Origin of the sequence: Flavobacterium panici (assembly GCF_903819335.1) — a bacterium.
Classification (GTDB): domain Bacteria; phylum Bacteroidota; class Bacteroidia; order Flavobacteriales; family Flavobacteriaceae; genus Flavobacterium; species Flavobacterium panici.
In genome coordinates, this window is sequence record NZ_CAIJDE010000034.1 from 30722 (window position 1) to 51553 (window position 20832).

At 32.3% G+C, this 20832-nt stretch carries 22 protein-coding genes; 17 read left to right on the top strand and 5 right to left on the bottom strand.

The window, feature by feature from the left end:
- Positions 1 to 10 precede the first annotated feature (10 nt).
- On the bottom strand, positions 11 to 292 hold the full coding sequence (locus FLAPXU55_RS06340) for a type II toxin-antitoxin system RelE/ParE family toxin (RefSeq protein WP_053473001.1): 282 nt from the start codon (positions 290 to 292) through the stop codon (positions 11 to 13).
- A 97-nt stretch (positions 293 to 389) separates the two neighbouring features.
- On the opposite strand from FLAPXU55_RS06340, the gene purD reads away from it, so the two are divergent.
- Positions 390 to 1664, top strand: coding sequence for a phosphoribosylamine--glycine ligase (purD, locus tag FLAPXU55_RS06345; RefSeq protein ID WP_180857016.1), 1275 nt, complete (start codon positions 390 to 392; stop codon positions 1662 to 1664).
- On the opposite strand, the gene FLAPXU55_RS06350 is transcribed toward purD, so the two are convergent.
- Complete coding sequence (locus FLAPXU55_RS06350; RefSeq protein ID WP_053472999.1) at positions 1656 to 1886, bottom strand: DUF6341 family protein; 231 nt, start codon at positions 1884 to 1886, stop codon at positions 1656 to 1658. The genes purD and FLAPXU55_RS06350 overlap by 9 nt on opposite strands.
- A 135-nt stretch (positions 1887 to 2021) precedes the next feature.
- Between FLAPXU55_RS06350 and FLAPXU55_RS06355 the strand changes: the two genes are divergently transcribed.
- A complete protein-coding gene (locus tag FLAPXU55_RS06355; protein WP_180857017.1) occupies positions 2022 to 2951 on the top strand; it encodes a DUF6427 family protein in 930 nt (309 codons plus the stop codon).
- Here FLAPXU55_RS06355 and upp read toward each other — a convergent pair.
- Entirely contained in the window at positions 2946 to 3599 is a 654-nt protein-coding gene (gene upp / locus FLAPXU55_RS06360) for a uracil phosphoribosyltransferase (protein WP_180857018.1), read from the bottom strand. The genes FLAPXU55_RS06355 and upp overlap by 6 nt on opposite strands.
- A 110-nt stretch (positions 3600 to 3709) precedes the next feature.
- Here upp and FLAPXU55_RS06365 point away from each other — a divergent pair, with 110 nt between their 5' ends.
- Positions 3710 to 4315 (top strand): DUF4254 domain-containing protein, encoded by a 606-nt coding sequence (locus FLAPXU55_RS06365; RefSeq protein ID WP_053472996.1) that lies wholly within the window; start codon positions 3710 to 3712, stop codon positions 4313 to 4315.
- 43 nt (positions 4316 to 4358) lie between these two features.
- Complete coding sequence (locus tag FLAPXU55_RS06370) at positions 4359 to 5366, top strand: glycosyltransferase family 9 protein (protein WP_180857019.1); 1008 nt, start codon at positions 4359 to 4361, stop codon at positions 5364 to 5366.
- A gap of 152 nt (positions 5367 to 5518) precedes the next feature.
- Here FLAPXU55_RS06370 and FLAPXU55_RS24075 read toward each other — a convergent pair whose 3' ends face one another.
- Together FLAPXU55_RS24075 and FLAPXU55_RS06380 are read right to left on the bottom strand one after the other, a co-directional pair.
- Positions 5519 to 5764, bottom strand: coding sequence for a hypothetical protein (locus FLAPXU55_RS24075; protein WP_235991996.1), 246 nt, complete (start codon positions 5762 to 5764; stop codon positions 5519 to 5521).
- A gap of 390 nt (positions 5765 to 6154) precedes the next feature.
- Positions 6155 to 7207 carry a ferredoxin--NADP reductase gene (locus tag FLAPXU55_RS06380; RefSeq protein ID WP_053472994.1) on the bottom strand — a complete coding sequence of 351 codons (1053 nt, stop codon included), beginning with the start codon at positions 7205 to 7207 and terminating at the stop codon, positions 6155 to 6157.
- 127 nt (positions 7208 to 7334) lie between these two features.
- Here FLAPXU55_RS06380 and FLAPXU55_RS06385 point away from each other — a divergent pair, with 127 nt between their 5' ends.
- From FLAPXU55_RS06385 to FLAPXU55_RS06445, 13 genes are all read left to right on the top strand, one after another.
- Complete coding sequence (locus tag FLAPXU55_RS06385; RefSeq protein WP_180857021.1) at positions 7335 to 8804, top strand: DUF5687 family protein; 1470 nt, start codon at positions 7335 to 7337, stop codon at positions 8802 to 8804.
- A gap of 69 nt (positions 8805 to 8873) precedes the next feature.
- Positions 8874 to 9569 carry an ABC transporter ATP-binding protein gene (locus FLAPXU55_RS06390; RefSeq protein ID WP_180857022.1) on the top strand — a complete coding sequence of 232 codons (696 nt, stop codon included), beginning with the start codon at positions 8874 to 8876 and terminating at the stop codon, positions 9567 to 9569.
- An 89-nt stretch (positions 9570 to 9658) separates the two neighbouring features.
- Complete coding sequence (gene porW, locus FLAPXU55_RS06395) at positions 9659 to 12271, top strand: type IX secretion system periplasmic lipoprotein PorW/SprE (protein ID WP_180857023.1); 2613 nt, start codon at positions 9659 to 9661, stop codon at positions 12269 to 12271.
- A gap of 4 nt (positions 12272 to 12275) precedes the next feature.
- Positions 12276 to 12674, top strand: coding sequence for a bactofilin family protein (locus FLAPXU55_RS06400; protein WP_053472990.1), 399 nt, complete (start codon positions 12276 to 12278; stop codon positions 12672 to 12674).
- Complete coding sequence (locus FLAPXU55_RS06405) at positions 12655 to 12882, top strand: AtpZ/AtpI family protein (protein WP_053472989.1); 228 nt, start codon at positions 12655 to 12657, stop codon at positions 12880 to 12882. The genes FLAPXU55_RS06400 and FLAPXU55_RS06405 overlap by 20 nt, the downstream gene beginning before the upstream one ends.
- A gap of 568 nt (positions 12883 to 13450) precedes the next feature.
- A complete protein-coding gene (atpB, locus tag FLAPXU55_RS06410; protein WP_053472987.1) occupies positions 13451 to 14602 on the top strand; it encodes a F0F1 ATP synthase subunit A in 1152 nt (383 codons plus the stop codon).
- A gap of 105 nt (positions 14603 to 14707) precedes the next feature.
- A complete protein-coding gene (gene atpE / locus FLAPXU55_RS06415; RefSeq protein ID WP_053472986.1) occupies positions 14708 to 14899 on the top strand; it encodes an ATP synthase F0 subunit C in 192 nt (63 codons plus the stop codon).
- A gap of 118 nt (positions 14900 to 15017) precedes the next feature.
- The gene (locus FLAPXU55_RS06420; RefSeq protein ID WP_053472985.1) at positions 15018 to 15518 is read left to right on the top strand and encodes a F0F1 ATP synthase subunit B; all 501 of its coding nucleotides are present in this window, start codon (positions 15018 to 15020) and stop codon (positions 15516 to 15518) included.
- 4 nt (positions 15519 to 15522) lie between these two features.
- Complete coding sequence (gene atpH / locus FLAPXU55_RS06425; protein ID WP_180857024.1) at positions 15523 to 16056, top strand: ATP synthase F1 subunit delta; 534 nt, start codon at positions 15523 to 15525, stop codon at positions 16054 to 16056.
- Positions 16057 to 16095: 39 nt separating this feature from the next.
- Positions 16096 to 17673, top strand: coding sequence for a F0F1 ATP synthase subunit alpha (atpA, locus tag FLAPXU55_RS06430; protein ID WP_053472983.1), 1578 nt, complete (start codon positions 16096 to 16098; stop codon positions 17671 to 17673).
- Between the two features lie 90 nt (positions 17674 to 17763).
- A complete protein-coding gene (gene atpG / locus FLAPXU55_RS06435; protein WP_053472982.1) occupies positions 17764 to 18624 on the top strand; it encodes an ATP synthase F1 subunit gamma in 861 nt (286 codons plus the stop codon).
- 396 nt (positions 18625 to 19020) lie between these two features.
- Positions 19021 to 19698: a hypothetical protein gene (locus FLAPXU55_RS06440; protein ID WP_053472981.1), complete on the top strand. Its 678-nt coding sequence runs from the start codon at positions 19021 to 19023 to the stop codon at positions 19696 to 19698.
- Positions 19698 to 20819 carry a hypothetical protein gene (locus tag FLAPXU55_RS06445; RefSeq protein WP_053472980.1) on the top strand — a complete coding sequence of 374 codons (1122 nt, stop codon included), beginning with the start codon at positions 19698 to 19700 and terminating at the stop codon, positions 20817 to 20819. The genes FLAPXU55_RS06440 and FLAPXU55_RS06445 overlap by 1 nt, the downstream gene beginning before the upstream one ends.
- Positions 20820 to 20832: the final 13 nt, after the last annotated feature.

Here is a 20832-nt window from a genome sequence, read left to right on the forward strand (position 1 = left end):
TAATTCTTTTTTAATGATAATCGATAATTTCAACATTTGAAGCATTTCCATTTTCCCAAACAAAAATTATGCGCCATTGATTGTTAATTCGGATGCTGTAAAAATCCTTTAAATTACCGCTTAATTTTTCAAGACGGTTAGAAGGTGGAATTCTTAAATCGGTTAAATTTTGAGAGTTATGAAGCATTCTAAGTTTTCTTCTACCAATTTGCTGTATTTCAATTGAAGGTTTTTTGACAACAACACCATTCCAAATTTTTTCAGTTTCTTTCGATCCAAATGAGATTATCATACCTTTCGCATTACTAACGTCAAAAGTAAGTAAAAAAAATTATTATATACGGTTAAAAGCAACTATTTTTGCACCACAACATAAATACAACTATACCATGACAATTTTATTATTGGGATCAGGCGGAAGAGAGCATGCTTTTGCGTGGAAAATGATTCAGAGCCCGCTTTGCGAAAAACTTTTTGTTGCACCAGGAAATGCAGGAACAGCTGCAATTGCTGAAAATGTGGCAATTGCTCCAACTGATTTTGAAGCAATAAAAGCATTAGTGCTTAAAGAAAATATAAGCTTAGTAGTCGTAGGGCCAGAAGATCCGTTGGTAAAAGGTATTTATGATTATTTTAAAAACGACGAAAGTTTAAAAAATATCCCGGTAATTGGTCCATCAAAATTAGGGGCTCAATTAGAAGGAAGTAAAGAATTTGCAAAAGAATTCTTGATGAAACACAATATCCCAACTGCAGCTTACGATAGTTTTACTGCCAAAACGGTTGAAGAAGGATGTAAATTTTTAGAAACATTACAACCGCCATTCGTTTTAAAAGCAGATGGTTTAGCAGCAGGAAAAGGAGTTTTGATTGTTCAGGATCTTGAAGAAGCAAAAACAGAACTTAGAAATATGCTGGTTCACGAGAAATTTGGAGCAGCAAGTTCAAAAGTTGTTATTGAAGAATTTTTGGACGGAATTGAATTAAGCTGTTTCGTTTTAACTGACGGAAAAAGCTATAAAATTCTTCCAACAGCAAAAGATTACAAAAGAATTGGTGAAGGCGATACAGGATTAAATACAGGCGGAATGGGAGCAGTTTCTCCAGTTCCTTATGTTGATGCTGTTTTGATGGAAAAAATCGAAACTCGTATTGTAAAACCAACAATCGAAGGTTTCCAAAAAGACGGAATCGAATATAAAGGATTTGTATTTATTGGTTTGATTAATGTAAAAAATGAGCCAATAGTTATTGAATACAACGTAAGAATGGGAGACCCTGAAACTGAAGTTGTGGTTCCTAGATTAGAATCTGATTTAGTTGAATTGTTCCTTTCGGTTGCAAATCAAAAATTAGATGAATTCGAATTAAAAGTTGATCCAAGAAGTGCGACTACAATTATGGTAGTTTCTGGCGGATATCCTGAAGATTTCGAAAAAGGAAAAGTTATTACAGGTTTAGAAAATATTACTGATTCGATAGTTTTTCACGCCGGAACAAAATTAGATGGGGAAAATGTCGTTAGTAATGGAGGACGTGTTTTGACTGTGACATCATACGGAGATGATTTCCAACAGGCCATAAAAAAATCTTACCAAAACATAGATAAACTAAATTTTGATAAGATGTATTTTAGAAAGGATATCGGCTTCGACTTACTTTAAGAAAGAGTGAGCCGTTGTATCTTGGTTTTCAGTTCCTGCAGCATCAAAAATACGTAATTGTTTAATCCAATATACGATTGCTGCAGAACAGATAATCATAAAAATCCAGTTGATAGTGTTTGCACCAAACCATGTTTTTAATTCTAAATGACGTAAAAAGTCAAGCGGAGCAAATAAAATGTTAACGAATAAGTATTGTATTCCTTCAAAAAAAGCTTTCATAATTTATAAAATTATATGTTATTATTGTTTTAACGCCTTGAAGCAAAATTCAAACTGAGAATCTTTTTTCAACTTGTTGGTTTTCCTTTTTAAACAAGTATTATATTTACAGTCACAAAAGTATAAAATATCCTTATGATAACAAGTGTTTTTAAAAAATCTACACCATTAAATTATTCGTTGGTTGTAATTTTGATACTGGTTTTCTTCTTTATGTTTCAAATTCGAGAAACGTCTTGGATAAATTCTTATTTTACGATATTTCAAAAAGTAAGTTTACTGTGTTTTATTTTTGCTTCATTTTTCATGGTCAATTTTATTGTCAAGAAAAACGGGCTCAGTAAAGACAACGGTTACGCGATATTTTTCTACTTATTATTCATATTGTTTTTCCCCACAATATTCAACCATCCAAATGTTGTTTATGCCAATTTCTTTATATTATTGGCACTTCGCAGATTGATTTCCCTTCAGTCTTTAAAAGCATCAAAAGAAAAAATATTCGATGCTTCTTTTTGGATTTTTGTAGCTTGTTTATTTCAATTTTGGAGTATCCTCTTTGTAATTTTAGTTTTTATATCGATAATTTTTCACGTTTCGAGAGATTACAGAAACTGGGTTTTGCCATTTATTGCACTTTTGGCTGTGTCAATCGTCTTTTATATGGTTTCATTAATGTTCCATATTGATGCTGTTAAGTTTGTTCAGGAACGTGCAGTAGTCGATTTTAGAATAGATTATTTTAAAAATAATTACGAAAATGGAGCGCTTTCGATATATGCAGCGGTTGTCGTGTTTTTTGTGTTTTCAATGTTAACAACCTTGTCAAACAGACCGCAAATTGTACATACATCGTATAAAAAAGTGGTAGCCTGTTTTTTTATTGCCGTTCTTGTTTTCCTTATTTCGCCAGATAAAACAAACGATTTATTATTGTTCAGCATTGCACCATTATCAATGATGGCGGCAAGTCACGTAGAATATATGCAGCAAAAACTCAACAACGAAATTGTATTTTATGTTTTGATTTTGTGCAGTTTATTTACTTTTTTCTCTCAGTTATAATTTACTTCCGTACGCAAGATCGCCGGCATCACCAAGTCCGGGAACAATGTAATTTTTCTCATTCAGTTTTTCGTCTAAAGAAGCAACCCATAAATGACAATTTTCGGGAAGGTTTTTTTCAAGATGCGCAATTCCTTCCGGAGCAGCGATAACCACCACAATATGAAATTCTGTTGGCGCAGCATTTTCAATCAGTTTTTTGTGAACCGCTACAATAGATTGTCCCGTTGCCAGCATTGGGTCAAGAAGCAAAACTGTTTTATTGTTTAAATTTGAAATAGCCTGATATTCAACTAAAATTTCAAAATCATCACCACCATTTGGATGAAATCTACAGGCAGAAACAAAGCTGTTTTCGGCGTGGTCAAAATAATTTAAAAAGCCATTATGAAGCGGTAATCCAGCTCTCAAAATTGGACACAAAACCAAATCAGTTTCAATTTCAGTAGTTTTTTTGATGCCTAGCGGAGTTTGAATTTCAACACTTTTATACGGTAAAGTTTTGCTTAATTCATAAGCCATAATTTCGCCAATGCGTTCAATATTTCTTCTAAAACGCATGCTGTCGTTCTGCACATTTACATTTCTAATTTGTCCCAAAAAATGATTTAGAACACTATTGTTTTCAGATATATAATGAATTTTCATGATGATTTTTTAATTTATTAACGAACAATTATATAAAAACAAAAAATAATTTCTTTTTTTCGCAGCATAAAAGTATAAAAAGTATCTTTGTATCTATAAAAAATAAAGACATGTTTTCAAAATTAGCATATTCTGTTTTCGAACAAAGCATTAAGGATTATCATCAATTTGATAATGTTGACCAGCCTATAAACAATCCATTTCCAAAAGATAAATTCGAACATTTATTATATTTAAAAAACTGGATTGATACTGTTCAATGGCATTTTGAAGATATTATTCGTGATCCGCAAATTGATCCTGTAGCCGCTTTGACTTTAAAAAGACGAATCGACGCTTCAAATCAAGAGCGTACTGATATGGTTGAATATATCGACAGTTACTTTTTGCAAAAATACAGCCATGTAAAAGCAAAAGACGGAGCAAAAATCAACTCTGAAAGTCCGGCTTGGGCATTTGACAGATTGTCTATTTTGGCTTTAAAAATTTATCACATGAACGAAGAAGCGACTCGTGCAGAGGCGACTCAGGAACACAGAGATAAATGTCAGGAAAAATTAAACATTCTTTTAGAGCAAAGAACAGATTTATCTACAGCAATTGAAGAATTATTGACTGATATCGAAAGTGGAGAAAAATTCATGAAAGTGTACAAACAAATGAAAATGTACAACGACGATGATTTGAACCCGGTTTTATACCAAAACAAAAAATAATTTGGCAGAGTTGTCTAACAGCCAAATTAAACATATAGCCGTCATGAGACTTTCCGCAATGGGAGATGTCGCCATGACGGTTCCTGTTTTACGCGCTTTTGTAAAGCAATATCCAACGGTGAAACTAACCGTTATTTCCCGCCCTTTTTTTAAACCTTTTTTTGACGGAATCCCGAATCTTGAGTTTTTTGCTTTTGATGAAAAAGAAAGACACAAAGGATTTCCGGGACTTTTACGTTTATATAAAGACGTGCAACAACTCAAAATAGATGCTTTTGCAGATCTTCATAATGTTTTACGATCTAAAGTGGTGAGTTTGCTTTTCGCTTTAAGCGGAAAAAAAAGAGCAACTGTAGATAAAGGCCGAGAAGGAAAAAAAGAATTGACAAGAGCAGAAAACAAAATTTTCAAGCAATTGCCAACGATGTTCGAAAGACATGCAAAAGTGTTTGAACAACTTGGTTTTCCTGTAGATTTATCCAATCCTGACTTTCCTAAAAAGGCAATTTTTGGTGGAGAAATCACAGATTTGGTTGAAGAAAATTATGAAAGACTAATTGGAATTGCTCCTTTTGCCCAATACGATTCTAAAGTTTATCCTTTAGATTTAATGAAGGAAGTAATAACAAAACTGGCAGAAAATAAAGATTATACTATTTTACTTTTTGGAGGAGGAAATAAAGAAATTGAAATTTTAAATTCACTTTCAGAACCTTTTAAAAATGTAATAAATGTTGCCGGAAAAATTAAGTTTCAGCAGGAATTAAAATTAATAAGCAATCTTGATGTAATGCTTTCTATGGATTCTGGAAATGCACATATTGCTGCAATGCTTGGGGTAAAAGTAATTACACTTTGGGGCGCAACACATCCTTATGCGGGATTTTTGCCTTTCAACCAAAATTTAGAAAATGCTTTAACTTCAGACAGAAATCAATATCCAAAACTACCAACTTCTGTTTATGGAAATAAAATGGTAGAAGGTTACGAAGATGCAATGAGAACAATTTCTCCAGATGACGTTGTTTCTAAAATTAAAAATCAAATATAACATATTATTGTCAGGCTGAGCGAAGTCGAAGTCTTCTCAGCATATAAGCCCTTCGACTTCGCTCAGGGTGACAAAAGCAATAAAATGTCAATAAAAAAAATTCCAAATTCCAACGTTACAATTGGAATTTGGAATTTTTTTTATTGGAATTTTTATAAATCCAAAAGAAGATATCCTATCGCTTTCTTTTTGTTTTTATCAACTACAACTTTAACAAAATGATTTTCTTTTTCTGTAGCCAATAAAATGTGTTCAAAATCATTGGTTGAATTTCTGTACACTTTATGTACCAATTCAGATTCTTTAATTTTTTTCGATAGAATTTTAGCCGCTTTCAATTCACTTACATAAGGCCAAATATTAAAAAAGCTATCATTAGAGATTGATATTTCGGTCATTCCCTCATTCTTTGAGCAATCATACTTTTCTTTTGAAAGTAGTTTAGGAGCTTTTCTGTTTCTTCTTTTTTTGATTACGAAGTAGAGACAAAAAAGAGAAGTTATTACAAAAAGTAATATAAAAGTTAGACGGAGGTAGTGATGCATTGCCATAATATTGAATGTTTTAAAAACGTTTTGACAAGTCTTAAGTGCACTACTAATATACTAAAATTCTAGTATGTTTTTTAAAAATAACCCAATTATTTGAATGCTTTTTTGTGTATTTCTTAAATTTGAAAAGTATACTTTCCAAATTTTAAACGGGATAAACGAAATACCTCACAAAAAAAATTCCAAATCCCAAGTGTAAAATCGGAATTTGGAATTTATATTCTAAAATTTAGAAGATTAAACGTCGTCGTAATCTACATAAATAGTATCTGAAGTTGGGTGCGCCTGACAAGTTAAAATTAAACCTTCGGCAATTTCACCATCTGTTAAAATAGAATTTTTTGTCATTTCAGCAGTTCCGGCAGTAACTCTTCCTAAACAGCTGCTGCAAATTCCGCCCTGACAAGAGTAAGGAGCATCAACACCATGTTTTAAAGCTGCATCAAGAATAGTTTGTTTTTTAGACATTTCAAAAGTAACTTCTTCATCGTCAACTAAAACAGTAATTTTAGTATGTCCTTCCTGAGAACCCTGGATTACGTGTTCTTCAGAAGAACTAGTAAAAAGTTCAAATTTAATAGCAGATTCTTTTACGTTTTTCTCTTTCAAAACATTCGAAACTGTATTGATCATTTCTTCAGGTCCGCACAAATAAAATTTATCAAATTCTAATTCTTTGTGTTTGTTGTTCAATACAAAATTTACGGTCGATTTTTCGATTCTTCCAAACAATGCATTTTCAACTTTCGCCTGACTGTAAACATAATGCACGAAAAAACGGCCAACATACTGTAATTGTAAGTCGTGTAATTCCTGATGAAAAATAGTTGCTTCAGGAGTTCTGTTTCCGTAAACCAATACAAATGAACTTTTTGGTTCATTCTTTAAAACTGATTTTAAAATAGAAAGTACCGGCGTGATTCCGCTTCCGGCAGCAAACGCAACATAATTTTTTTGTCTCTCAGCATCAGGTTCAAAAGTGAATTTTCCTTCCGGCTGACCTACTTCAAGAACATCTCCTGCTTTTAGTATTGTATTCGCAAATTGCGAAAACAAACCGCTTTTTACAGCCTTAACCGCAATTCGCAGTTCACCGCTTTCTGGTGCAGAGCAAATAGAATAAGCACGACGAATTTCTTGATTATCAAGCGTTAATTTTAAATTTATGTATTGTCCGGCTATAAATTTATAGTCTTGTTTAAGTTCTTCAGGAACATTAAAAAGTACAGAAACCGCATCGGCAGTTTCACGTTTTACCTCTTTAATTATAAGTTTTAAGAATGAAGGCATGATTTAATTTTTTTGCAAAAGTAGCAAACCATAAGTAATTGACACTTACTAAAATATTTTTTTTAACTTTTTTTGTAACGTTTTCCTACATTTGATCTCTTACTACAAAAATCAAAACCAATTAACCATGATTAAAAATTTTATTTATCTCGAATGGAAAGCCTTTATCAGGTCGGCATCATTTGGTAAAAACCTGGCAATGAAAATTATACTTGGGTTTTTAATGATCTATTTTTCATTAATTTTTATAGGAATGGGTGTTGGAGCATTTTACATTCTTAAAGAAATGCATCTGGAACCATTTGTAACCGTAAACCGATTTTTGATTTATTACTTTCTTCTTGATTTAGTAATTCGTTTGCTGCTGCAATCAATTCCCGTTTTAAATATCAAACCGTTATTGGTTTTGCCTTTTAAGAAACCCGTAATTGTTCATTTTTCATTGGGCAAAACTGTTTTGTCTTTTTTTAATTGGGTTCATGCCTTATTCTTTGTTCCGTTTTCAGTTGTTTTAGCAATCGAAGGATATGATATAACAGCAATTATTTTCTGGAATTTGGCAATGCTTTCTTTTATATACATCAACAATTTTTTGAATATAATTTTAAGCAATATCGACAAATTATTTGTTGTCTTTCTTGGATTAATTCTTGTTTTGGGCGGTGCGCAATATTACAAATTGTTTGATGTCACAATTTTCACAACTCCCTTTTTTCAAGGACTTTATAATATAAAAGGATTATTTTTAATTCCCGTTTTAGTATTAGCAGGTTTGTATATTTTTAGTTTTAAATTCCTCAAAAAAAATCTTTATCTCGACGCAGGCCTTTCTGTAAAAGAAGATGTTGCTCAAACAGAAAATCTTTCGTGGCTGAATCAATTTGGAACTTTGGGAACGTTTCTGAAAAACGATATTAAACTTATCAAAAGAAACAAAAGGTCGAAAACGACTATTTTTATGAGCATTTTATTTTTGTTCTACGGATTTTTGTTTTTCTCCGGAGGAATTGAAACCTACGACAAACCAGTAATGCACCTTTTAGCAGGGATTTTTGTTTCGGGCGGATTTTTATTTGTCTTTGGACAATTTGTTCCAAGCTGGGATAGTGCGTATTATCAATTAATGATGACACAAAATATTCCGTATCGCGGTTATATTATGGCAAAATGGTGGCTGATTGTTATTGCTACAATTATTTCTACAATTCTGGCTTCGTTTTATATTTATTTTGGATGGCAGATTTATTTAACGATTGTTGTTGCAGCAATTTATAACATTGGAGTCAATTCGCATTTAGTTTTATTGGGAGGTGCTTTTACTAAAACTCCAATCGATTTAAGTAATGCAGGCGGTGCTTTTGGAGATAAAAAAGCGTTTAATGTAAGTGCGATGTTATTAACGCTTCCAAAAATTTTACTGCCTTTGGGACTATATGGAACAGGAATTTATTTTGACAATAAAAACCTCGGACTAGCATTAGTTGCCGGCGCAGGTGTTTTAGGTTTTATCTTTAAAGAAAAGGTTTTTTCTTTAATCGAAAAAAGATATAAAATCGAAAAGTATAGTACAATAAATGCTTATAAACAAAAGAGTTAATTAGAGAATTAGAAAATGAGTCAATTTGATAATTAATCTAAAATCAACAATCTAAAATCTAAAATTACAATGATACAAGTAAATCAACTTTCAAAAAAATATAACGGTACTACAGTTTTAAACATTAATAATCTTGAAATTCCAAAAGGACAGAGTTTTGGTTTGGTTGGCAACAACGGAGCAGGAAAAACTACTTTTTTTAGTTTGCTTTTAGATTTAATCCAGCCTTCAACAGGAAATATAACAAGCAATGATATTCAGGTAAATACGAGTGAAAATTGGAAATCTTTTACAGGTTCTTTTTTAGATGAAAGCTTCCTGATTGGCTATTTAACTCCCGAAGAATATTTTTATTTTATTGGAGATTTACGTCATCAAAATAAAGCCGATATTGATGCATTGTTAGCCAAACATGAAGAATTTTTTAACGGAGAAATTTTAAACAACAAAAAATACCTTCGAGATTTATCAAAAGGGAATCAAAAGAAAGTGGGAATTATTGCAACACTTATAGGAAACCCTGAAGTCGTAATTTTAGATGAACCTTTTGCAAATTTAGACCCGACAACAGTAAGCCGATTAAAGAAAATTATTAAAGAATTAGCTGAAAATCCAAACGTTACTGTTTTGGTTTCGAGCCATGATTTACAACACACCGTTGAGGTTTGCGACCGAATTGTTGCACTCAATAAAGGTGAAATTGTAAAGGATATTCAAACCTCAGAAGAAACCTTACAAGAATTAGAATTGTTTTTTGCTGTATAAGTCTCTAAAGTTTCAAAAAAGAAGTGTATTTTTACAAGTCATTATACTAAAAATGCTTTTTAGAAGTTAATGCTTTAAAATCAGTTCTATTGAAAAAGAATACTCTTAAATATAGTTTTTTTCTCACGTTTTTTCTCCTTTTGATAGCATGTTCTACCAAGAATAATACTTTTGTGAACAGAAATTCCCATGCATTAAGTACAAAATATAACATTTTGTATAATGGTGGAATTGGTCTTGACAAAGGGCTGCTGGCTATTCAGGCAAACAATCAGGATAATTTTTGGAAAAGGCTTCCTATAGAAAAAATGCAGTTTGATGAAAATTTTTCGGAAGGATCAAAAACAAAAAATCCTGACTTCGAAAAAGCAGAAACTAAAGCAACAAAAGCAATTCAAAAACACTCCATGAATATTGGAGGAAGAGAAAGAAACTATCAAATTGACGAAGCATACTTAATGCTTGGAAAAGCCAGATATTATGATCAGCGTTTTATTCCGGCCTTAGATGCTTTCAATTACATTCTCTACAAATATCCAAACAGCAGTAATATTTATACAGCAAAAATCTGGCGCGAAAAAACCAATATGCGTTTAGGAAATGATGCGATTGTAGTTAAAAACATCAATCAATTATTAAAGAAAACAGATTTAAATAAACAAACATTTTCTGATGCCAATGCTTTATTGGCCGAAGCTTTCCTGAATTTAGAAGAAAGAGACAGTGCCGTTGCAAAACTTAGAATTGCAGAAGAATTTTCAAGAATAAATGAAGATCGTGCCCGTTATAAATTCATCCTGGGACAAATGTATCAGGAAGTTGGAAATAAAGACAGCGCCACTTATTATTATGATGGCGTAATCGATATGAATCGTAAAGCCAACAGGAAATACATGATGCACGCTTACGCAAAAAAAGCGCAGATGTACGATTATGAGAAAGGCAACGATACTATATTTTTAAAAATCTATAATAAGCTAGTTGCAGATCGTGAAAACCGACCTTATTATGATGTCCTTTTTTATGAAATGGGAGTTTTCTATGATAAAAAGAAAGACAAAGAAAATGCATTAAAATTCTACAATAAATCTCTAGGCAGAAAATCTACAGATCCTTATTTAATGGCATCGGCTTACCGAAACATTGGAAACATGTATTTTAAAAATACAGATTATACAATGGCTGCTAAATATTATGACAGTACATTGACCAAGTTAGATCCAAAAACAAGGGAATTTGTTTTAATAGAGAAAAACAGAAAAAATCTTGACAACGTAATTAAATACGAAGGAATTGCAAAACGAAATGACAGTATTATTAAAGTTTACGGATTGCCTGATGCTGACAGAAAAATTTATTTTGAAAATTATATTGCCGAGCTGAAAAAGAAAGACGAAGCAAAACGAATTTTAGAAGAGAAAGAAAAAGAGAAGCTAGCAAATATTGACCGAAACACAAATGCTTCGAGTGCACCAACATCAGTAAATCCGAATTCATTAGGAAAACCTGTAGATCCTGATGACGGGATAAGACCTCCATCTGGAAATGATGCCGCCGCCAGTACTTTTTATTTTTACAACCCAACAACAGTTGCATACGGAAAACTTCAGTTTAAAAAAATGTGGGGTAACAGAACGCTTGGTGGCAACTGGAGACTGGCCACAATAAAATCTGCAAATGATGCAGCAATGCTCAATGACAGTATAAATGAAGCGGATGCGGAGAAGTTGAAAGATACCATTGTTATTGAAAAGTATACAACTGCTTTTTACGAAAAACAACTTCCGAAAACACAAACAGCAATGGACAGTATTGGTAAAGAACGCAACTTTGCCTATTATCAATTAGGTCTTATATATAAGGAGAAATTTAAGGAATATAAACTGGCAAGTGATAAACTGGAGCAATTACTTAAAAATAATCCAGAAGAAAAATTGGTGCTTCCATCGAAGTATAATTTGTATAAAATATATCAAATTACAGATCCGGAAAAAGCAGCAAGAATTAAATCAGACATAACAACAAATTATCCAACTTCGAGATATGCTCAGATTTTAAATAATACAAATGCTGATGATATTGCTTCGCCTGAAAAAGAATACCAAAAATGGTATAAACTATTTCAGGAAGAGAATTTTGATGTTGTCTTAGATAATATTGATAATTTGATCAATCAATATTCTGGAGAAGAGATTGTTTCTAAGTTTGAATTACTAAAGGCAAACACTTTAGGAAAAGTCAACGGACTGGATGCTTATAAAAAAGGTTTAGAAAACGTGGCAGATAATTATCCAAATAGTGAAGAAGGCAAAAAGGCAAGAGAAATTTTGGAGAAAGATGTGCCAACTTTAGAAAGACTTAATTTTACGACTGTAGATAATAAAAACTGGAAAATTGTATATCTGGTTTCTAATACGGATACTAAAACAGTTAAAAAAATTGAAGAAGCAATTAGAGTATTTTTATTAGTCGAAAATTTTGAGAGACTAACAACGTCTTTTGATAAATACAACAGAACCCAAAGTTTTGTGTCAATTCATGGTTTAAAATCTGAAGCTTATGCCAGAGATGTGGCAGGAGTTTTGAGAGAAGATGATAAATATAAAATTGCATATCCGTCAATTATTATATCAGCAGATAATTACAAAGTGGTTCAAATTAAAAAGAACCTAGACGCCTACCTTGCCCCAAAAACCCCATAATATAATGTTTGACAAAGTAAAAAAAAACGGAACTGAACTTTTAGGAAAAACAAACCGAATTGTTGAAGGAACTTCTATTGTAGGAGATATTGTTTCAAAAGCCGATTTTAGATTAGACGGCGAATTGATTGGAAATTTCACCTCACAGGGAAAATTAGTGATAGGCGCAACAGGCGCAGTAAAAGGAGAAATCATTTGTAATAATGCCGATATTGAGGGAGAATTTCACGGAAAAATTAAAGTTCTTGAAATCCTTAATATCAAAGCTGCGGCAAAAATTCACGGCGAAGTTGCCGTTGGAAAACTGTCTATAGAACCAGGAGCAGAGTTTACAGCAACTTGTACCATGCTGGCACATTCAAATCCAGTAATTATGTTAGAAGATGGAAAAGGACCCGAATAAAAAACAAAATAATAAATGGATAGCCCTCATAAATATTCCTATTCAAATGGGGGTTATTATTTTTTTGTTTTCTTATTTAGGAACCTGGTTAGATGAAAACCATCCAAGCGAAAAAATATACTATAATAAAGTATTAGTTATGGTTGGAGTTGCAATTGCATTATATAATGTAATTCGTCAGGTAAACGAAATCAACAAAACAAAGTAAATTAAGTTTTAAAAACGGCTTGAATAAATATTGCATCTTTGCAAAAAAATGTTCGGGATGTTTTTAAAAAACTACAAACTTATTCTTCATCTGCATATTCTTGCATTTGCTTCCTATATAATACATAAGGGAGTTTTTTATATTTTTAAAATTAATGATCAAAACTTTCATTACAATATAGAAGTATTGTATTTGATCTTTTTATTTTTTTCTGCCTTACTATTAACACTAACAGTAAAATTCAAAAAAGATAAGTTCGACAGCATCGGAATGTTTTTTATGCTTGGAACTTTTATTCAAATGTTTGTGTATTATTTTGTTTTGCGGCCGATTTTATCCGACAAGATTCACAACATCCGTGTTGAAAAAATCAATTTTTTTGTAACATTTATTCTCTTTTTGTTATTTCAAACGATTTTAACTGTCCGATTATTAAATGAAAAGCGTTAAAATGCGGATTCTTTAAAACAAGGTTCAAAAATAATTTTTCATATCCTTTTGAATATTAATAAAAAATGTACCTTTGCACCAAATTTTAGAAACATAAAAAATAAGAATTTCCACAGATATGGTGATTTCAAACAAACCACTCAGATTTATTCTTGCAGCTTTTGTAGCTTGTCTTCCACTAATGAGCTTTTCTAATTCAGAAAAAGACTCGGCGCATGTTCAAACTGAAACAGCTCACGAAGCAGCTTCTGAAGGGCACCATGCAGAACCAACTGATGTAAAATCTAAAATTAAGGCTTTCATTGGCCACCACGTTTTGGACTCTCATGATTTTACTTTAACACAAGATGATGAGACTGGTAAATATTATGGTTTTCCATTACCGGTAATTATTTTGGATAATGGTCTTCAAATTTTTTCTTCTTCAAAATTTAACCACGGTCATGCAGTAGCAGAATCAAATGGAAATTATTACGTGATTAATCATCATGATGGTAAAATCTATAAAACAGATGCTGCCGGAACAATTACTGAAGATGAAAAAACAGGTCATCCAACAAATGTTCGTCCGTTAGACTTTTCAATTACAAAAACGGTACTTTCTATTTTTGTAGCAGCATTATTAATGTTCTGGTTATTTACAAGCTTAGCAAAATCTTACGCTAAAAACGGAGGAATCGCTTCTGGAGCAGGAAGATTCTTTGAACCGCTTGTAGTTTTCATTCGTGACGAAGTTGCTATTCCTAATATTGGAGAAAAGCACCATAAAAAATACATGAGTTATTTATTGACAATATTTTTCTTTGTATTGTTTTTAAATATCTTCGGATTAACTCCACTAGGAATTAATGCTACAGGAAATTTAACAATTACATTCTCTTTAGCAATCCTTACTTTCTTAATTACAAACCTTACTGCAAATAAAAACTACTGGGGTCACATTTTCTGGATGCCGGGAGTGCCAAAACCAATGAGAATTATTTTGGCTCCAATTGAATTGCTAGGAGTTTTCATCAAACCATTTTCATTAATGATTCGTTTGTATGCAAATATCTTCGCAGGTCACATTGTATTAATGAGTATCATCGGATTAATGTTTATCTTTAAGAGCTGGATTGGAAGCAGTCTTTCTTTCGGATTATCATTTGCACTTTCTATACTAGAGATTTTAGTTGCATTTTTACAAGCCTATATTTTTACAATGCTGTCTGCACTTTATTTTGGTTCAGCAGTAGAAGAGCACCACCACGAAGAGGAGGGGCACCACTAAAATTTAGATTTCAGAGTTTAGATTTCAGATTTATTATAATAATCTAAAATCTAAAGTCAAAAATCTAAAATCAAATAGAATGTTTAATTTTTAATATATACATATATGAACGGTTTAAATTTCATTGGAGCAGGATTAATCGTAATCGGAGCTGCTTTAGGTATTGGTAGAATTGGTGGTTCAGCAATGGACGCTATCGCTCGTCAACCAGAAGCTTCAGGAAAAATCCAAACAGCTATGCTTATCGCTGCTGCACTTATTGAAGGAATTGGTTTCGCTGCGTTATTCGCTGCTTAATTAAAACACAAAAAACAATAGTTGCAACGGTTGGTTGTAACTATTGTTTTAAAATTAAAACATTAAAATTGCCTTGTGCAGTTAAAAAGACATAATTTAAAATTTATAATCATATATAATGGAAAAGTTAATAAATCAGTTTGAGTTCGGTTTGTTCTTTTGGCAGATTCTAATATTTGTTGGATTAATATTTTTATTGAAAAAATTCGCTTGGAAACCAATTCTTGATGCAGTAAATGATAGAGAGCAAGGTATTAAAGATGCATTACTTTCTGCTGAAAATGCTAGACAAGAAATGCAAAACTTACAAGCAGACAATCAAAGAATTTTGAACGAAGCTCGTGCTGAACGTGATGCAATGTTAAAAGAAGCTCGCGAAATGAAAGAGAAAATGATTGCTGATTCTAAAAATGAAGCACAAGCGCAAGGTCAAAAAATGATCGAGCAGGCTAAAGCGGCTATCGAAAGCGAAAAAAATGCTGCAATGGCAGAATTGAAATCTCAGGTTTCAACTTTATCATTAAGTATTGCTGAAAAATTATTGAAAGAAGAATTATCTAACAAAGAATCTCAGGCTAAATTAGTAGAGAAAATGTTAGGTGACGTAAAGTTAAACTAAGATTATGGCAAGTACAAGAGCAGCAATTCGTTATGCAAAAGCAATTCTAGACTTAGCAAACTCTAAAGGTGTTGCCGAAGCTGTCAATAACGATATGAAGTCAATTGCTTTGGCAATTGAGACAAATGCAGAATTGAGTACCTTTATTCAAAACCCAACTACAAAAGTTGAAGTTAAGGAAAGTGCTCTTTTAGAAGTTTTCGCAAATGTAAATGGCGTAACCAAAGGTTTATTTCATTTATTATTTGAAAACAAAAGATTTGAAATTCTAGAAGCAATTGCAGTAGAATACAGCAAATTATTTGATCAAAGTAATGGTATTGAAGTAGCAAAAGTTACAACTGCAATTCCTATGGATGCTGCATTAGAAGCTAAAGTTTTAGCTAAAATTGCAACTTTGTCAGATAAAAAAATTACAATTGAAAATATCGTAGATCCTTCTATCATAGGTGGATTTATTTTAAGAATAGGTGATAATCAATACAATGCATCTGTTGCAAACAGATTACAAGTATTAAAAAGAGAGTTAAGTAATTAGTTTTATTACACATAAAAAGTGTCTAAATTATAAATTAAGATGGCGGAAATCAAACCTGCTGAAATTTCAGCAATATTAAGAAAGCAAGTAGAAGGTTTTGAATCTGGTGCTACGCTAGAGGAAGTAGGAACAGTACTTCAAGTTGGAGACGGTATTGCTCGTATTTACGGGTTATCGAATGTACAATATGGTGAGTTAGTTGAATTTGATAACGGACTTGAAGCTATTGTATTGAACCTTGAAGAAGACAATGTTGGTGTGGTACTTTTAGGACCATCAACAGGAATCAAAGAAGGATCAACAGCAAAAAGAACACAACGTATTGCTTCTCTTAAAGTAGGTGAGCAAATGGTAGGACGTGTAGTTAACACTCTTGGTTTTCCAATTGATGGAAAAGGACCAATTGGTGGGGACTTATACGAAATGCCTTTAGAAAGAAAAGCTCCAGGAGTTATCTTCCGTCAGCCAGTTACTGAGCCATTACAAACAGGAGTAAAAGCAGTTGATGCTATGATCCCGGTTGGACGTGGACAACGTGAGCTTGTTATCGGTGACCGTCAAACAGGTAAATCAACTGTTTGTATCGATACTATCTTAAATCAAAAAGAATTTTACGATGCAGGAAAACCTGTATTCTGTATATATGTTGCAATTGGGCAAAAAGCTTCAACTGTAGCAGGAATTGCAAAAATGTTAGAAGAAAAAGGAGCAATGGCTTATACAGTTATCGTTGCTGCAAATGCTTCTGACCCAGCTCCAATGCAAGTTTATGCTCCTTTCGCAGGTGCTGCAATTGGAGAATATTTTAGAGATTCAGGTCGTCCGGCACTTATCGTGTATGATGATTTATCTAAACAAGCTGTTGCTTACCGTGAGGTTTCTCTTTTATTAAGAAGACCACCGGGACGTGAGGCTTACCCTGGAGACGTTTTCTACTTACACTCTCGTTTATTAGAGCGTGCTTGTAAAGTAATTGCTGATGACGGAATTGCTAAAAACATGAACGATTTACCAGATTCTATCAAGTCTATCGTAAAAGGTGGTGGTTCATTGACTGCTTTACCAATTATCGAAACTCAGGCTGGTGACGTTTCTGCATACATCCCAACAAACGTAATCTCGATTACAGATGGTCAGATTTTCCTTGATGGAGATTTGTTCAACTCTGGAGTTCGTCCTGCTATTAACGTAGGTATCTCTGTATCTCGTGTTGGAGGTAATGCTCAAATTAAATCAATGAAAAAAGTTTCAGGAACTTTAAAATTAGACCAAGCTCAATTCCGTGAATTAGAAGCGTTTGCTAAATTTGGTTCTGACTTAGATTCTGTTACTTTAAACGTAATTGAAAAAGGAAAAAGAAACGTTGAGATCTTGAAACAAGGTTTAAATGATCCTTATACAGTTGAAAACCAAGTAGCAATTATCTACGCTGGTTCTAAAAACTTATTAAGAAACGTTCCTGTAAATAAAGTAAAAGAATTTGAAGCTGATTTCTTAGCTTACTTAAACAGTAAACATAAAGATACGCTTAACGCGTTGAAAGCTGGTAAATTAGATGACAACATTACTGATGTTATCGAAAAAGCAGCAAAAGAAATTTCAGCAAAATATAACTAATTAGATAATTGGTAAATTAGATAATTAGAAAATGACTTATCATTATTCTGATTATCTAATTTTCAAATTGTCACATTTTCTAATTAATAGATGGCAAATTTAAAGGAAATCCGTAATAGAATTACTTCCGTTTCATCGACGATGCAGATTACATCGGCTATGAAAATGGTTTCTGCTGCAAAGCTTAAGAAAGCACAAGATGCAATCACTGCAATGCGCCCTTATGCCGAGAAATTAACGGAGTTACTGCAAAATCTTTCTGCTACACTTGAAGGTGAAGTTGGAGGAGATTACACTACACAACGTGAAGTAAAAAAAGTATTGCTTGTTGCTATAACTTCAAACAGAGGTTTATGTGGTGCATTCAATTCAAATGTTATTAAAGAGATTAAAAATCGTACCGATTTTTATGCAGGAAAACAAGTTGACGTTTTTGCTATTGGTAAAAAAGGAAATGATGCTTTAACTAAAACGCATAAAGTTCACGGTCATCATAATGCAATTTTTGATCATTTAACTTTTGAGAATGTTGCCGGAATTGCTGATAATTTGACTCAAAAATTCTTATCTGGAGAATACGACAGAATCGAATTAATCTACAATCAATTTAAAAATGCTGCGACTCAAATTGTTCAAACAGAGCAGTTTTTGCCTTTAGCACCTATTAAAACTGATGTTGCAGTTTCTGCTGGAGATTATATTTTCGAACCTTCAAAAGAAGAAATTGTTTTGACTTTAATTCCAAAGTCTTTAAAAACACAATTATACAAAGGTATTCGTGATTCATTTGCTTCAGAACACGGAGCACGTATGACAGCTATGCACAAAGCAACTGACAACGCAACAGAATTAAGAAACCAATTGAAATTAACTTACAACAAAGCGCGTCAAGCTGCAATTACAAACGAAATCTTGGAGATCGTAGGTGGAGCAGAAGCTTTGAACGGATAATAAGATATTTTTTTTTAAAATTTAAAAGAGCCAGCATTATTTGCTGGCTCTTTTTTTGTTTACATGAATTGCTGAATAAAATGGAGATGAATTTTAAATATTCTCCCAATAATCAAATTTAAGTTAATTCTTACTTTTTGTTCTTGTTTATGCTGAATTTGATTTTTTATTAGCTATTTTTGGCTTTTGTTTTATACTGTTTTTTTAAAGATAAGCAGAATAATGAAGGAAATTTTTTAAAATTTGATTATAATGAAAAGATCTGATAATAAATTAGTTACATTATATTTTTAAAAAAGTATATATTTATACTTTTAAAATTAGTAACTTTTTAACGCTTTCTGCGTATAACATTTAACAACCAAAAAGGTATTAAAAATAGATCACCTACAAACAATGGCAAAAGAAAGTTTTAATTGGAAGAGTCTTTTCATTAATGATGAGACCGATAATTCAGAGGGCAAAGCTGCAACTCCACCATCAGCTCCCGTTTTACCAACCACAGACAATAAATTTCCGAATCAAGTTACAGAATCATTTCCTGCAAATTCATTGGCAAACCCTTTTTTAAATGAAATTTTTGAAGTTTATGACAAAGGTTTTGATTCATTGAACGAAGAAGGTTTTGATTTTTTTGAACTTTATAAGTCTGTTATGGCTGTTGGAGTAACAAATCCGCAAAGCTATCAGATGGCTTTTGCAATGGGAAAATCAATTAAATCTGATTTGACTAAAGATTTTCTTTTACAAAAAGGAAGTTTTTATATTACAGAAATTGAAAAAGTACATACTAAATATGATACTGTTGGAAAAAATAAGAAAACAGAATTAGACAATACAATTACAAAAGAAAAAAATAATTTATCCAAAAGTATTTCTGATTTAGAAGCCAAAATTCTTGATCTTCAAAAAGAACTAGAAGCGAAGAAAATAGAACTTCAAAAAATTGATCCTGTTAACAGGGAGCAGCTTTCGGAGATTCAATTGAAAATGGAAGCGAATGATTTGGCTAAACAAAAAATATTATCATCAATCAATACTGTAATAACAGGAATAAATCAATATTTACAATAATGGATAAATTCGAACAAGAAAGAAGCACTCTTTTGACGCTGCCAATACTTAAACATTTTGACGAGTCTAAAGGAGAAATTGCTTTGAAATCAGGTGCACTTAAAAAAGGAGAGAAGTCATTGTTTTTGGCTTTGGCATTAGGTTTATTAGGAGTTGGAGGATATTTGGTCTGGACTTATATTATCCCGCCATTATTTACAATGTTAGGTCAGGCAATAGCCTTATCTGCAACAGGAGTATTTTTGGTTTTTTTAGTAATGATGGCTCCTGTTATAATGAAAGGTCTTCGTTTTGCAACAAAAAATCTTCATAAAGCATTAATTCAAAGTAATCCTTTCAATGAATTAGAAGAGCAAAAACAAAAAATGATTAAAAACCGTGAAGTTTTTAAGAATACTAAAGCAAAGCTAAAAGGTCTTAAAAATGAAATGGAAATTGAAGCCAGTAAGTCTGAAAAAGAAGCAAAAGCATTTCAGGAAGATGTGTTGAGCTTACAGCGCCAGTCAGAAAAACTGAAATCGGCGATGGATGAAATGGTGAAACAAAATGGTGTTGCGGCAAAGGATACAGATGAGTATGTAGCTCTGCAAAGTGAATTAGCCAGAAAGTTAAGTGATTCTCAAAGAGTTTCAACTCAATACGAACAAAGCAAAAGTTTTATTCAAAAATATGGTGTTCGTGCTAATGTTTTAGGAAAAATGGATCGTAAACTGACTTTGGCAGGAACAGCTATTGATATTAAAATTGCTGATTTTGATGTTACAGTTAAGATGCTTCAAAAAGAATATGAATTTGCCAGAAATGCTAAAGAAGCAACAGAAAGTGCAAAAAGTGCCATGATGTTTACTAAAGACTGGGAATTAGAATATGCCCTTGAAGTGGTAACGTCTACTATCGCTCAGGATATTGCCAGAACTTCAGAAAACCTGATTGACATCGACGCATTAACATCTAAATATTCTGTTGATAACGACGAGCTTTATTCAAGATTAGATTCATTAGCAGATGAAATTAAAACGGGTGATAACACCATTCCGGATTCAACAAAATATACGAGTCCAAATTATAAAATGACCAAAGAAGATAAATTATCCAGTGGTGGTTTTGGTGATATTTTTTAATACAATTAAATTA